Origin of the sequence: Psychromonas marina (genome assembly GCF_030161115.1) — a bacterium.
GTDB classification, from domain to species: domain Bacteria; phylum Pseudomonadota; class Gammaproteobacteria; order Enterobacterales; family Psychromonadaceae; genus Psychromonas; species Psychromonas marina.
On the sequence record NZ_BSPQ01000013.1, the window covers coordinates 380,969 to 394,797 of the forward strand.

Genomic DNA, 13,829 nt, shown 5'->3' on the forward strand with positions numbered 1-13,829 from the left:
TTATACACAGCGCATTATACTCAACTACCTACACTGTGCTCTCTTTTTCTATACTAAAATGAAACATCAGCGTATAGGGAGAGGTTGAAATCAGATCTAACACGTTACTATTAATATCTGTTGTTTGTATTCAAAAAACTTACCGTTATGCCTCTTCACTGCGCCACAAGATCACCTTACACTTTGTGCAAGCGTGATAATGTTTTTTTTGTGAAGCATTCTCTTTTTTTGAATTTAAAACACGTTTAATCATCTCCGTATGCCCACAATATTGACAACACAATGTTGCTGCTGAGTTATGCGCTTTCGGGATTTTTTGATATTCACTGAGGGTGGGTAATGATTCCCAATCTGTTTTTGCAGCAGGCCTATTACGCACTAAAACGAAGTAGATAAAGACCATTATGATCGCAATAATAATATATTCTGTCATATTTATTCCTAAACAATTTTAAATCTCACAGCAAGAATAGACGGTGCAAGATAAACGCAATAAATATTATCCCACAAAATTGCTTATTTATTGTTTTTCAGACATAAAAAAACCAGCTCAAGGCTGGTTTTTTTATCATTGTATGGTGCCCGGAGCGAGACTTGAACTCGCACGCACAGAATGCACAAGATTTTAAATCTTGGGTGTCTACCGATTCCACCATCCGGGCAATTACTTAACTCAGCTAGTTGCTAGTAAGTGAGATGTATTCTATAGAATTTTTGTGTAACTACAACCGCTTAACGCTATTTATTTGAATAAATCAGTGCAAGCGACGATTTATCAAACAAAGTCTGCAAAAACAATAATCACCCGTTGTTGTTGGTTATAAGCATCATGCCCTAACGATTAATTTTGTAGCTTATATGGTTGCTATATAAAGGCGATGAAGCACGAACAAAATAAAAGTAGTGATGATGATTAAATATTCATCGGTAAAAGAATACTCGACTTTTATTTCCCATCATAATTAGGCAACAGATAGTGAGTAGCATTGATGTTCAACAGTAAATGTACAACTTAATTTACAGACAAATAAGTGTTCACTTGTTTGTCTGTTGTTATTATCATACACTCCGCGGTTCGTTGTTCAATAAGCATCAATATCACGCTATAATGATGCCCTTTTTTGTTACATTAACGTTTTTCTTTCTCATCATTTTAGGTATTTACATGAATCACGATCCACTTCACGGTATAAAACTGGAAGAAATTTTAGTCAAACTTGAAAAAGAACTTGGCTGGGAAAAGATGGGAACGTTACTCAATATCAAGTGCTTTATTAATCACCCACGTTTAAAATCAAGTTTAACGTTTTTACGCAAGACCCCTTGGGCTCGCAAAAAAGTTGAAATTTTATATTTAAAAACGTTCTGTCGTGATCATCCAGCCACCAAAGGTTTGATACGTAACTTCATCGAACAAAAGAATACATCACCCACTAAGACCACTATTAAAGATGATGGTTTTAGCTGGCCAACAATAAAAAACAAATAAACTGATTTCATGTTAAAATTAGCATGTACTGAATTTCAGTTAAAGAAAATAGACTAGGATAAACAAAAAATGTCACAACAAAACAAATTCGACTTTCGTGTTACACAAATTGACGAACAATGGGATGCGGAAATTACACGTCGAGTTTCTGCGCGTAGAACAAGTGTTTCTAAACGTAAAAAAGGCTTTGCGACTGAAGCATTAGCAACAGAGTGGGCTAAAGAAGCACTTGCTGGTTTCCTTGAAAATCAACAACAGAGCAACAAGCGTAAATCAGAAAGACGTGCTACTCGTAACGAATTAGCAGCACAAGCAGTTGTAGCAAAAGAAGCGGCAGCAGCATTATACGCAGAAAAACAACAAGCTTACTTTGAAGCATTAGATGAAGAAGAGCTTGAAGAAGATGAGTTCTACGAAGAGTAACTGATATAACGCTCTCAATTACACCGAGTATTTGAGAGCGGCTTTCCTATTTAATAACTCCCTCAGCAAAAAACACTTCAGCAGTCTCTTTCATAAACGACAGATATAAAAAAAGCCTACCCATATATCACCTTTAAAGTGTTACACCAGTAAGCCTCAGCATTTAATAAAAATCTATACCTAGAAAGGCATTTTGAAGCCAGGTGGTAATTCCATACCGCCAGTTAAACCGCTCATTTTAGATTTGTTTACTTCTTCAACACGACGTACTGCATCATTCATTGCTGCTGCAATTAAGTCTTCAAGCATCTCTTTATCATCTGCAAGTAATTCTGGATCAATTTCAACTTTACGTACGTTGTGATTGCCTAATAATGTAATTTTAACAAGGCCTGCACCAGATTCACCAACGACTTCTGTATTGGCGATATCTGCTTGTGCTTTTTGCATATTTTCTTGCATCTCTTGGGCTTTTTTCATTAAATCGCCCATTCCACCTTTACCACTGAACATAATTTTCTCTCTTATACATGTTAAATTATTGACTGTTATTATCTGTATTAATTATAGCGGGATAACACTATTTTCATAGACTTTTGCACCACAGTTAGCCGCTAATGCTTTAATATTTTCATCTTCAACAATGGCACGCTTTGCATTGTCTAAATATTGCTCGTAAAGCGCCATTTCAGATTCGAAAGCAGTTAACTGCCCTTCTACATTACCCACTTCAATATACATACTATATTGGGTTCCAAAATAGTTTTTCAACTGCATCTGCAACTCTTCGCATAAACCACCATTATTAAGCAGGTGCTGTTGTTCTGCCTTAAGTGTTAATACAATCTGATTATCTACTTTTTTCATGACACTATTTTTTGCTAGTAACTTCACTAACCCAGCGACTTTCATTTGTTGAATCGCCAATGACCAAGGGTCGGTCAATTTATCTTCAACATATTTTGCAGTGTCTATCTCGACCGCTTGAAAAGGTTGTGTGCTAAAAAATGGATGCTGACCAACACGTTCTCCATTGCTAACCGGCTGCATAATTGGCGCAACATTTGACACTTCCTCAATAGGTTGAGGCTGCATGGCTAAATAATCCTGAGGCGCTGAGTAGGGATCATAATCTGCACCATCGAATTGATTATCCATAAATTCATTATGTTGATAATCTTCACTCGGTGGCAATGTTTTAGTTGCATGCCCCTGCGTTGGAATAACAGCTGTTTCAATTGTCGGTTCTACTGCCGATGGCGTTCCTGTCGGTAATGTTATCTCTTCAGATACCGGCTTAACGCTGTTTTTAGTAACACTTTGGGCATCATTAGGGGTTTCTGCGACAACAGGTTGGTTAATTTTAGGCTCAGTTGTCGCCTGTAACTTTTTTGTTTCATTTCTCTTTAAACGATGACTACGTAACATATTACGAGAATGCGTTACTTGGCTAAGCGACTCAGTGATCGTAGTTGGTGTCTCTGTCACCGGCGTGGGTTGCTCAGGTGCAGTAACCGGTGCCGTTATCTCTTGCCCAACGTTTTTCTCCAACACGGGTTCAATCGTATGCCTAGGAGCTAAAGGTTCCGTTATTGCAGAAGGAGCGGCTGCCGTTTTAGGCGAATCAATAACAAGTGCTTCTGTCGGTATAACAGGGATGACTGGCGCAGTTGGCATGACTGCATGTTCAACCACAGCGACTTGCTGTTCAGCAGCACTAGGTGCCACCACTGGTTGCGTCTCAACCGCCGGTGTGACCAATACAGTTTCATCTAACTCAACATAGTTTGCCGGTTTAAAGGCCAACAAACGCATGACGGTCATCTCAAGTGCAATTTTTCCATTAGGTGCAAAGTTATAATCTTTATAGCCTTGAACTGCAATTTGATAATACAGTTGTACCTCTTCCGGATTAAGTCGCTCGCTCAACAGCTGAATAGCAGACTTTTCACCATTGCTTTGTACTGGCTGTAACTGTTGCAATGCAACTTGATGACATAACGCAGCAAGCTCCTGGTGCAACTTAGCAAAGTCAGCGCCTAGTGCAACGAACTCTTCTATTTTTTGAAATACTTTAGCAACGTTACCTGATGCAATAAAATGTAATAGGTATTCAAGGTGACTATTGTCTAGTGTGCCTAACATTTTTAAAACAGATTGATATTCAATGTTACCCGCACCAAAGGCTAACGCTTGATCCGTTAAACTCAATGCATCACGCATACTGCCGTCTGCCGCTTTGGCAATAACGGTTAATGCGGCATGTTCAAAGGTCGCTTTTTCCTGCTGTAATATATGTGCAAGTTGCGCTTCAATTTGATCCGGTAAAATAGCTTTTAGATGAAACTGCAAACAGCGCGATAGCACGGTGATAGGTAGCTTTTGAGGATCGGTTGTCGCAAGCAGAAACTTCACATATTCAGGCGGCTCTTCAAGTGTTTTTAACAATGCATTGAAGCTATGCTTTGATAACATATGCACTTCATCGATAAGGTATACTTTATAACGCCCTACTGCGGGTTTATATTGCACGTTATCAAGCATTTCTCGCGTATCATCGACTTTTGTACGTGATGCGGCATCTATCTCTAACAGGTCAACAAAGCGCCCCTGATCGATCGCAACACAGTTATCACATTGCCCACAAGGGGTTGCTGTCACGCCTAATTCACAATTTAGGCTTTTAGCTAGAATTCGCGCGATAGTCGTTTTACCAACGCCACGAGTACCGCTAAAAAGATAAGCATGGTGCACTTTGTTTTGTGCAAGACCATTACTTATTGCGGTTAAAACGTGCTGCTGTCCAACAACTTCAGAGAAATTATGTGGTCGCCACTTACGGGCTAAAACTTGATAGCTCACTAAAACTACTCGCCTTCAAAGGTGATTAATGAAAAATGCGGAACCGCTAATTTTTCAAGTTTTTCAGCGCCGTTTAAGGCAGGCAGTTCGATAACAAATGCTGACTCAATCACGATGCCGCCTAAACGCTGAATAAGCTTAACCGATGCTTCTGCTGTGCCACCGGTTGCCAATAGGTCATCCATCAATAATACCGTTTCACCATCGTTAATCGCATCTGAGTGAATTTGTAAGGTATCAGTACCATATTCTAATGTGTAACTCTCTTGAATCGTATCACGCGGTAATTTACCCGGTTTACGAACAGGCACAAATCCAGCCCCAATCGCGGCGGCTAATGGTGCGCCAAAAATAAAACCACGCGCTTCAGTACCAACAACCTTATCAATTTTCTGATCTTTATAGCGTGCAACAAATTGTGCAATGGTCGCAGAAAATGCACTACCATTTTCAATCAAACTGGTTACATCGCGAAACATAATGCCAGGCAATGGGTAATCAGGAATGGTTTTAATACTGTTTTTGATTAGTTGCTGTACATCTGAAGTCATGGGGTTCACTCATATTAATAATTATGACACTAGAATAAATAGTCAGTCGCTGAACTGCAAGGGTTTGCAGTAACTATTATCCTATAATGCTTTAAACTTCACTTAAGATAGAGGCAAACGCCATCCTCCTTTTATATCGCCTGCTTTATATTTTCTCTTTTGCGGTTGTAATAGGTAGCAATCACATTGTATTAATGGAAAAAATGATCAAGCGTTATCTCTGAACCAGACTATCTTGACGCTTATATGACCTTTTACTTTTCAGCAATCCATAACAAATCTATTAATTAGCGCTAGTTTCTATATCATGTACGAAAAAATTGTGAGAGTACATTATGAGAATTATATTAGCCCCGATGGAGGGTGTCGCAGACGCATCAATGCGAAGACTATTAACAAGTCAGGGAGGATTTGATTTGTGTATTAGTGAGTTCATAAGGATTGTTGATCAAAAACTACCATCACGAGTTTTTTATCGCAGTTGCCCAGAACTTTATAATGATTGTAAGACCGAATTCGGTACACCTGTTCGCATTCAGTTATTGGGTCAAGAACCAAATTGGATGGCTGAAAATGCAGAAAGAGCGATTCGTTTAGGATCTCACGGCATCGATTTAAATTTTGGTTGCCCGTCTCGCACGGTTAATAAAAACAAAGGCGGCGCGGCGTTACTCAAAGAGCCTGAAAGTATTTACCAAATTGTCAAAAAAGTCAGAGAGACAGTGCCCTCATATCAAACTGTATCCGCTAAAATGCGTTTAGGTTGGGATTGTAAATCTCAATGCGTTGAAATTGCACAAGCAATTGAAGCAGCAGGTGCAAATGAATTAACGGTACATGCACGTACCAAAGAGGAAGGCTATAAGCCCCCTGCTCACTGGGAATATATCAAACTCATTAAAGATGCCACCAGCTTGAACATTATTGCCAATGGTGAAGTCTGGAATAAAGATGATTATATGCGCTGTCAGAACATCAGCGGCTGTGATGACATCATGATTGGTCGTGGCGCAGTAACCATCCCTAACCTAGCACTGCACATTAAAGGTGCTCCTATTATGCCTTGGGCAGAGGTTAAACAATTAATGATTAACTACGGTGGATTCGAGACACTCGGTGATAAGGAAAAGTATTTTCCACAACGTTTAAAGCAGTGGTTTAAATATATATCGAAACAGTACCCTGAATCAGAAGAATTGTTTAGAGAAATTCGTAGCATTAAAGATACAAAGCAAATAATTCAAGCATTGAAGAAGTAGCTATTATCTTGAATCGCAAATCAAACAAAAGTATCAAACATGTAAAGCAACTCCCCGTTAGTGGAGAACACACTTTTTGTTGTTGCTATCAAACTATTGATATGTCGCGGTGTATTCCTCACCGCGAAAGTTAATCATTTGTTCCCCTGTAATTGCTCAGATATCCCATATTGAAAGGCAAGGTAATTAATGCTTGTCGCTCGTTACTGGCAACTAGGCTAACATCGTACAAAAAGCAAGCAAGCACACAGCCAACTTCACAGTTATCTGTTTTTATTCAAAAAATATAAACTAAATCGTATTATACTCGCTGCGCACGAGCCCCTTGCGCTCACTAACTATCAGCTAAACAGAATTCTCATACTCAGTTTCAGGAACACTATGTCATTACCCGTTTTAATTTGTGACGACTCCGCATTAGCGAGAAAATCAATTGCCCGTTCATTGCCCAAGGATTGGGATATCTCCGTCAGTTTTGCAGAAAATGGTCAACAAGGCATTGAAGCAATTCAACAGGGTAAAGGAGATATTGTCTTTTTAGATCTCAATATGCCGGTGATGGATGGTTATCAAGTTCTAGAAGCAATATGTCAGCAAGACCTAAACGCGATTGTGATTGTCATATCAGGTGATATCCAACCTGAAGCACACAAAAAAGTACGCGAATTAGGCGCTATCGATTTTATTCAAAAACCGATAAACCAAGAAGAGCTAATTAGCTTATTAGCTTCCTATGGTATCTACAAAACAGGTTGCCATCATTCGCTTGATACTGAAGAATCGAGCATCTCTGTTGGGTTAAGAGATGCGATGCAAGAGGTTTCAAATATTGCAATGGGGCGAGCCGGTGATCTACTCGCGAGACTTTTAGATGTGTTTGTTCTGTTACCTATCCCTAACGTAAATACACTAGAAACCAGTGAACTGCATATGGCACTCACCTCAATCGCTAATGATGACAGCATATCAGCTGTTTCACAGGGTTTTATTAGCTCTGGTATCAGCGGTGAAGCACTGATTATATTTCATGACTCAAGCTTTAAAGACATGGCTAAGCTGCTTAAATATAAAGAGGAGCTAGATGACCATATTGAAATAGAGGTAATGAACGATATCTCCAATATATTGATCGGTGCTTTTTTGAATGGCCTTTCAGATCAGCTCGACATTCACTTTAGTCAAGGGCAACCTAGCGTATTAGGTCAACATTGCCGCGTTGAAGAGTTAATACAGGATAGGCAATCACATTGGCAAAAAACCTTAGCGATTGAAGTTAATTATAGTATTGATAATTATAATATTAAGTGTGATCTTTTACTGTTATTCACCGAAGACTCCATTGATACCCTCACAAATAAAATAGGATACTTACTAAACTAATGAGTGCAAGTATAGAGCTTAAAGATATTCATTGGCTTATCGATATGGTGCAAAATATTGATGTCGGTTTAGTGGTCATTGATTTAAACATGAATGTACAAGTATGGAACGGTTTTATGGAAAACCACTCTGGCCTACTGACTGCACATGTTGTCGATAAAAAACTAAATGATCTGTTTACAGATATCCCCGAAGCCTGGTTACAACAGAAATTAGATACCATTAGAGTATTAAAAAATAAGGCATTTACTACCTGGGAGCAACGCTCTTATCTATTCAAATTCAAAAGTTACCGCCCGATAACCAGTAATGCTGAGTTTATGTATCAAAATGTGACCTTTTTGCCACTCACCGATATTACCAATAAAGTGACCCAAGTTTGTTTAATTATCTACGATGTCACCGATGTTGCCTTAAATAAACAGATGGCATTAGAAGCAAATCAACAGTTAGAATATTTAAGTCATACTGACACGTTAACACAATTAAATAATCAAGGTTTTTGGCGTGAATGTTGTCGTACCGAATACAAACGTCATACCAGAACGCAGCAACCTGCTTCATTAATCATGCTTGATATAGACCACTTTAAAAACATAAACGATACCTATGGGCACCCGTTTGGTGATGAAGTGATTATAGGTGTTGCTAATAGCATTAAAGAGAATATGCGTGAAACTGATATTGCAGGCCGCTATGGTGGTGAAGAGTTCACATTAATACTGGTTGATACCGCACTAGAGCCGGCAAAATTAGTTGCAGAGCGAATTAGAAAAAGTATTGAGTCATTAACCTTCAACCATCTGGGGGAGCAAGTTAAGATCACCGCGAGCTTTGGTGTTGCCCATATCACCGCTAACATTGCTAACGATCAAAGCTGGATTAAAGCCGCTGATTTAGGGCTATACATCGCGAAAGACAGTGGTCGTAATAATGTCGCAGTGAGCCCGCATTAATACCTATTCAACTAAATAGCTTGATCAAAAAAGGGGAAGATAAATACATTATCTTCCCTTTTTTATGCTCAGTTAACTATTGAGACGTTACGTTCTGTTAGCTGCTTTATTACCCAAAACACCACCAGCAACAAGGAAGACTAAAAATATCCAACCTGAAAGTGATAAGTTGGCGATTGGCGTATATAACGCACCTACATTACAACCATTTGCAAAACGCGTACCTAGCCCCATAAATAGCCCCCCCATCGCAAATAGCATTAACTGTTTCGCGCTATAGCTGCATTTAAAGGTAAATTGTCCCGCAAGTAATACACAAATAAGTGTACCAAATACGATACCGATATTTTGTACGGTAATTTGATGTTCAAGGAAAGGAGAAGTAAACATCGCAACAGGACGATCAGCAAAACTTGCCACACTGTCAGCAGAAGCACCTAGTAACATGATAGCTTTACCAAACCAGATACCAAATGGTGTTGATGCGCCCCAACCTGATTGAGTTGTTGCTAACATCAAGGTGAATATAACCACGATCATTGCAGCACCAGCTTTCATAGACCAAGGTGTGACGAACAATTTTTGGTAAGTCTGTTTTGAAAACAAGACAAAAGGTTGAACCACGACACCTTTACCAGCTTGTGCGACTTTATCTTGCTCAAGCTCACTTTCAATACCATAAAAAGTGCCCGAGTTACGGCGTTTGTTTTCATAAATTTTAGCGAGATAAACAACAATTGCAGCAAACACAACGGTTAATAAAATCGCACCAAGGTAGCCCATTAAACCGCTACCAAATAGATCAGGCATAAACACACCTTGACCTGCGTAGCTACTAGTAGAAACAACGGTCTCGCTGATAAGTGGCAACTGGCTTTGTAGAGGGAAACCTAAGTAAACACCCATAGCGAAAAAGATCAGCGTAGTACCTGCACGTGGTAAATCAGTCACTAAGTCGGTCATGACACCAGAAGCACAACATGAAGAGAACGTCATACCAAAACCGAACATAAGACCACCGATCATCAAACCCCAGTTGATAGGGTTGATCCAAAGGTCGTATTGGCTAAGGTCGCTATTATATAAAAAACCTGCATTAATGATCGCAGTGACAACAAACATGACCATCAATACAATCATCAGTCTTGTTGAACCACCGTTGTAGGCACGATTCACACTACCGGCAAAACCAAGAAAACTACGCGTTAATGCATAGCCTAAACCAACACCTAATAAGAGGCGTAAAAACAGCGCATCTGTTTGTAAAATTAGTGCACCAAATGCCAGCATCAGCGCAATCGCAGCGACACCCAGCAAATTTTGAGTTTTATTCATTTTTGTATCCAACATTTTGGATATCCATATCTATATTTACGACTTCACCCCGAAGCCTTTAAGTATTTTTATTCGACTTAGTTAATCGAATAACACTTCAAATGAAAATTAATCGAAGTTATAACCGCTTACGATTGGTTTACGATTCAATGTCATATCATTAAACTGCTCATAGAAACAAAGTCCCATGAAACCACCCGATACATTATAAACGTCTTTAAAGCCCATTTTTTGTAGTGCTAATACCGCATTATAACTACGCTGACCGCTACGGCAGTGAAGGTATAGAGGTTGGTCTTTTGGTAACTCATCAGTACGTTGACGAATTTCACTCAATGGTAAATTGATTGCACCATTAATACGACTCAGCTCAAATTCATCTGTTTCACGGACATCAACAATACACGCATTACTTTCAACTAAAGCGCGCATATCTGCTGCATGAACCTGTTTAAAGTCACTATTCATTAGGTTAGTGGCAATGTAACCTGCAAAGTTAACGATATCTTTTGCGGTACCAAAAGGTGGTGCATAACAAAGCTCTAGATCTTTTAGATCGTAAATCGTGCCGCCAAACTTAATAACCGTTGCAATAACATCGATACGTTTATCAATATTACCTTTACCAATTGATTGTGCACCTAAAATACGCCCTGTTGGTACTTCAAAAAGAAGCTTAAAGTGTGCAACATGACCGTATGGCATTAGCCCTACTTTATCATTTGGAATCACTTTAACGGTATCGTAAGAGATATTCAGACCTTTAGCAGCAATCAAACCTTCATTAAGACCTGTAGAAGCAGCATTGTAATCGAATACTTTAATCACTGAAGAACCAATATAACCACGGTTATCAATCGCCATCCCGTTAATATGATCCGCAACACCACGCGCTTGTTTTTGCGCAGGCCCCGCTAAAGGAAGTTGGAAGTAATCATTGTATTGATAGTTATAAACTTCAATGACATCCCCCACTGCATAGATATCAGCATCGTTAGTTTGATAATTTTGATTTACCTTCATTGCCCCTGTTTTACCTAAATCAAGCCCTGCTTGCTTCGCTAAATCAGTTTCAGGTTTCACGCCAATCGCCATCACAACGACATCAGCATAGATCACTTTACCAGAGCCAAGAATGATTTTGTTTTCGGCAAATTCAGCCACTTTATCGTCAACAATCAAGTTTACACCGTGATCACGTAACTCTTTGTGTAGGATTTGCACCATATCGTAATCAAATGGTTTCATGATTTGTGCAGTTGCTTCGATTAAGGTTACGTTGTAACCCGCTTCTTTTAAGTTTTCAGCCGCTTCAACACCAATAAAACCGCCACCAATGACGCTGATATTTTTAGTATCACCGGTTTTGATAAAACGATTTAAACGATCAATGTCCACTACGTTACGAATTGAAAAGCTATTTACTTTTTCAATGCCAGCAATAGGCGGAACGATCGGCTTTGCGCCTGGAGAGAGAATTAACTTGTCGTAAGACTCGTTATATATCTCGCCTGTTTCAACATTCTTAACCGCAATCGTTTTAGCAACGGGATCAATAGAAACAACTTCGCTGCCAACACGTGCATCAATATTATATTGACTAGCAAATTTTGCAGGATCCATCAGTACCAACTCTTCAGCGGTCGGTACAATCCCACTTAGGTGATATGGTAAGCAACAGTTAGAGAAAGACACGTGTGGGCCTTTTTCAAACATAATAATGGTATCTTCTTCGCTATGGCGACGACAACGTGCAGCACTTGACGCACCACCAGCAACACCACCCACGATTAATATTTTTTTACTCATTGTAGATCCTTAAAGTTAAGATTTTAAATTTTATAAAACATAGTTTTTAGTTATAAAACCAGCGCTAACTAGGCGTTATTGATGGTTTTATGATTATTGAATTTATTATTGCTAAGCTCGGTATTATCGGGCTTAACGTAATGTAATTTGTTGTTTATAAAGCGAGCCATGGCGCAAAGGTTGATAAACCCAACAATGAACATTAATAAGTTTGAGGCTTCAAAAATAATGTCGAAATGGGTCACACTTAACGCGCCAGAGAGAGAGATTAAAACTAAGTAGGCAGTAATACGACCATTCTCAGATAGCTTTAAACTGGTATTTACATAGTGGAAGGAACCTAAAATCGTGGTAAACCCAGAAACGATAAAAAACAGTAAAACGATGATCAAACCAACATAGCCGGTCACCGAGTAGACAGTAAAAATATAACCTTGAACACGCTCAAAACTACTACCCGATAGAGAAACAGAATCAATAAACGTTTGCCCATAAGCAAACACATAAGTAGTGATCAGCACCGCAATTGCAATGCTGATAAGTGTTGAAATAGTTTGTATCAGCGCTTCACGACGTGGGGAGTTTTCACGATCTGAGCTTGATAATGCACTCGTACCTAATGAGGTTTCACTAATCTGGATAATGCGTTGAAAGGCGATAATTAACCCGACCGGTAGACCAATTGCGACACTGGTAAAGTTGGTCACCTGTGACCAGATTTGCTGACAATAGACTGTAATGAAATCACTGGTTTGATATACAAAAAACAGGAAAAAAACTAAGTAGGATAAAATAATGATAAAAACCAAGGACGACAACGTATTGATAAATAACTGGTGGCTTTTAGTTATAATCACCATCGCAGCACATAACACGACAGGTAATACAATAAACAATAGTGCATGGATGCTTGTAAATGAGTAATCAAGATAGGTTTCTGAAACATAACGGATCACCGTTTGTACACCGGTCAGTTGAAAACCAACGAAACCAAAGGAGTATAAAGCGACTAAGCCAAGCGCATAGATTGTAGCCATTTTTTTATTGAGATACGTGGCAATGAAATCGCGAGGGGATTGTTTACAAATTTGCGTAAAAAGCACTTCAGAATAGGTGATAGGCACCAGAAAAAAGAGACCAACAAGTACCCAAAAGACGATACCAACACCAGTACCATTACTTCCATTCTGACTACTCTGCGCCATCGCAGCTAACACACCAATAATCGCACCCGTGCCCACTTTAGAAGCTAAAGATATCGACAGTGCGCCTTTAATTTTACTGAAAGTCCAAGGGCTCGAATCTGGTTTACTGAGAGAGGTAAAATTGTTGATCATTTTTGCATTGATAAACAAACCTAATAGAATAAGCAGTGGCAAAAAAAACTGCCAAAGAAGCTCACTGATTACATTAATAGTTGTTGCTATCATCACTCTACGCTCACAAAATAAAAATCTACGATAGCAACATTGCCTCTATCATAAGACTAAAAAGGATAAATAAAGTAACCATGACTACTGGTTAAAAATCATCCTTAATTACATTGTGAGTATTGAAATGAGAGCAGCGATTAAAGCGCTAAGGTCTTTAATTTAATGCCATCGACAAAAGGAATACGCCGTTATTGTTGAGCGTAACCTCTATCACTAATTCCATTACATATCTGTTCGCAAAAATAGCAAAGTAACTTTTCTGTTACTCTCTCTACCATTTAAATATTTATATTTTAACAATCAGTTACATGTATTTATCTAGATAAGTGATA

The 13,829-nt window shown here is 38.9% G+C and carries 12 protein-coding genes and 1 tRNA gene; 5 read left to right on the forward strand and 8 right to left on the reverse strand.

The features are described from left to right. Nucleotides 1-145: 145 nt before the first annotated feature. A complete protein-coding gene (locus tag QQK09_RS13680; protein WP_284204713.1) occupies nt 146-433 on the reverse strand; it encodes a hypothetical protein in 288 nt (95 codons plus the stop codon). Nucleotides 434-576: 143 nt separating this feature from the next. Continuing rightward, nucleotides 577-662: transfer RNA gene (locus QQK09_RS13685), tRNA-Leu, on the reverse strand. Between the two features lie 503 nt (nt 663-1,165). On the opposite strand from QQK09_RS13685, the gene QQK09_RS13690 reads away from it, so the two are divergent. Both QQK09_RS13690 and QQK09_RS13695 read left to right on the forward strand, forming a co-directional pair. Continuing rightward, nucleotides 1,166-1,489, forward strand: a complete 324-nt coding sequence (locus QQK09_RS13690; RefSeq protein ID WP_284204714.1) for a VF530 family protein — start codon at nt 1,166-1,168, stop codon at nt 1,487-1,489. Between the two features lie 69 nt (nt 1,490-1,558). Further along, complete coding sequence (locus tag QQK09_RS13695; protein WP_284204715.1) at nt 1,559-1,912, forward strand: DUF3622 domain-containing protein; 354 nt, start codon at nt 1,559-1,561, stop codon at nt 1,910-1,912. A 180-nt stretch (nt 1,913-2,092) separates the two neighbouring features. Here QQK09_RS13695 and QQK09_RS13700 read toward each other — a convergent pair whose 3' ends face one another. From QQK09_RS13700 to apt, 3 genes are read right to left on the reverse strand one after another with little or no spacing between them, the layout of a single operon-like run. Next, nucleotides 2,093-2,425, reverse strand: coding sequence for a YbaB/EbfC family nucleoid-associated protein (locus QQK09_RS13700; protein ID WP_284204716.1), 333 nt, complete (start codon nt 2,423-2,425; stop codon nt 2,093-2,095). Nucleotides 2,426-2,476: 51 nt separating this feature from the next. Continuing rightward, nucleotides 2,477-4,774 carry a DNA polymerase III subunit gamma/tau gene (dnaX, locus tag QQK09_RS13705; protein WP_284204717.1) on the reverse strand — a complete coding sequence of 766 codons (2,298 nt, stop codon included), beginning with the start codon at nt 4,772-4,774 and terminating at the stop codon, nt 2,477-2,479. Between the two features lie 5 nt (nt 4,775-4,779). After that, nucleotides 4,780-5,325: an adenine phosphoribosyltransferase gene (gene apt, locus QQK09_RS13710; RefSeq protein WP_284204718.1), complete on the reverse strand. Its 546-nt coding sequence runs from the start codon at nt 5,323-5,325 to the stop codon at nt 4,780-4,782. Between the two features lie 335 nt (nt 5,326-5,660). Here apt and QQK09_RS13715 point away from each other — a divergent pair, with 335 nt between their 5' ends. The 3 genes from QQK09_RS13715 (at nt 5,661) to QQK09_RS13725 (ending at nt 8,920) form a co-directional block, all read left to right on the forward strand. Then, nucleotides 5,661-6,584, forward strand: coding sequence for a tRNA-dihydrouridine synthase (locus QQK09_RS13715; protein ID WP_284204719.1), 924 nt, complete (start codon nt 5,661-5,663; stop codon nt 6,582-6,584). 381 nt (nt 6,585-6,965) lie between these two features. After that, entirely contained in the window at nt 6,966-7,964 is a 999-nt protein-coding gene (locus QQK09_RS13720) for a response regulator (protein WP_284204720.1), read from the forward strand. Next, the gene (locus QQK09_RS13725) at nt 7,964-8,920 is read left to right on the forward strand and encodes a sensor domain-containing diguanylate cyclase (protein WP_284204721.1); all 957 of its coding nucleotides are present in this window, start codon (nt 7,964-7,966) and stop codon (nt 8,918-8,920) included. The genes QQK09_RS13720 and QQK09_RS13725 overlap by 1 nt, the downstream gene beginning before the upstream one ends. Nucleotides 8,921-9,007: 87 nt before the next feature. On the opposite strand, the gene QQK09_RS13730 is transcribed toward QQK09_RS13725, so the two are convergent. From QQK09_RS13730 to QQK09_RS13740, 3 genes are all read right to left on the reverse strand, one after another. Beyond that, on the reverse strand, nt 9,008-10,255 hold the full coding sequence (locus tag QQK09_RS13730) for a YeeE/YedE family protein (protein ID WP_284204722.1): 1,248 nt from the start codon (nt 10,253-10,255) through the stop codon (nt 9,008-9,010). 108 nt (nt 10,256-10,363) lie between these two features. Beyond that, entirely contained in the window at nt 10,364-12,064 is a 1,701-nt protein-coding gene (locus QQK09_RS13735) for an FAD-dependent oxidoreductase (protein WP_284204723.1), read from the reverse strand. Nucleotides 12,065-12,132: 68 nt separating this feature from the next. Beyond that, on the reverse strand, nt 12,133-13,494 hold the full coding sequence (locus QQK09_RS13740) for an ACGS family protein (protein ID WP_284204821.1): 1,362 nt from the start codon (nt 13,492-13,494) through the stop codon (nt 12,133-12,135). Nucleotides 13,495-13,829: the final 335 nt, after the last annotated feature.

Excerpts from the sequence above, each read along its gene's own strand:
- QQK09_RS13735 (WP_284204723.1), bottom strand. The coding sequence starts at position 12,064 with ATGAGTAAAAAAATATTAATCGTGGGTGGTGTTGCTGGTGGTGCGTCA.
- apt (WP_284204718.1), bottom strand. The coding sequence starts at position 5,325 with ATGACTTCAGATGTACAGCAACTAATCAAAAACAGTATTAAAACCATT.
- QQK09_RS13690 (WP_284204714.1), top strand. The coding sequence starts at position 1,166 with ATGAATCACGATCCACTTCACGGTATAAAACTGGAAGAAATTTTAGTC.
- QQK09_RS13680 (WP_284204713.1), bottom strand. The coding sequence starts at position 433 with ATGACAGAATATATTATTATTGCGATCATAATGGTCTTTATCTACTTC.
- QQK09_RS13730 (WP_284204722.1), bottom strand. The coding sequence starts at position 10,255 with ATGAATAAAACTCAAAATTTGCTGGGTGTCGCTGCGATTGCGCTGATG.
- QQK09_RS13725 (WP_284204721.1), top strand. The coding sequence starts at position 7,964 with ATGAGTGCAAGTATAGAGCTTAAAGATATTCATTGGCTTATCGATATG.
- QQK09_RS13700 (WP_284204716.1), bottom strand. The coding sequence starts at position 2,425 with ATGTTCAGTGGTAAAGGTGGAATGGGCGATTTAATGAAAAAAGCCCAA.
- QQK09_RS13695 (WP_284204715.1), top strand. The coding sequence starts at position 1,559 with ATGTCACAACAAAACAAATTCGACTTTCGTGTTACACAAATTGACGAA.
- QQK09_RS13715 (WP_284204719.1), top strand. The coding sequence starts at position 5,661 with ATGAGAATTATATTAGCCCCGATGGAGGGTGTCGCAGACGCATCAATG.
- QQK09_RS13740 (WP_284204821.1), bottom strand. The coding sequence starts at position 13,494 with ATGATAGCAACAACTATTAATGTAATCAGTGAGCTTCTTTGGCAGTTT.
- QQK09_RS13720 (WP_284204720.1), top strand. The coding sequence starts at position 6,966 with ATGTCATTACCCGTTTTAATTTGTGACGACTCCGCATTAGCGAGAAAA.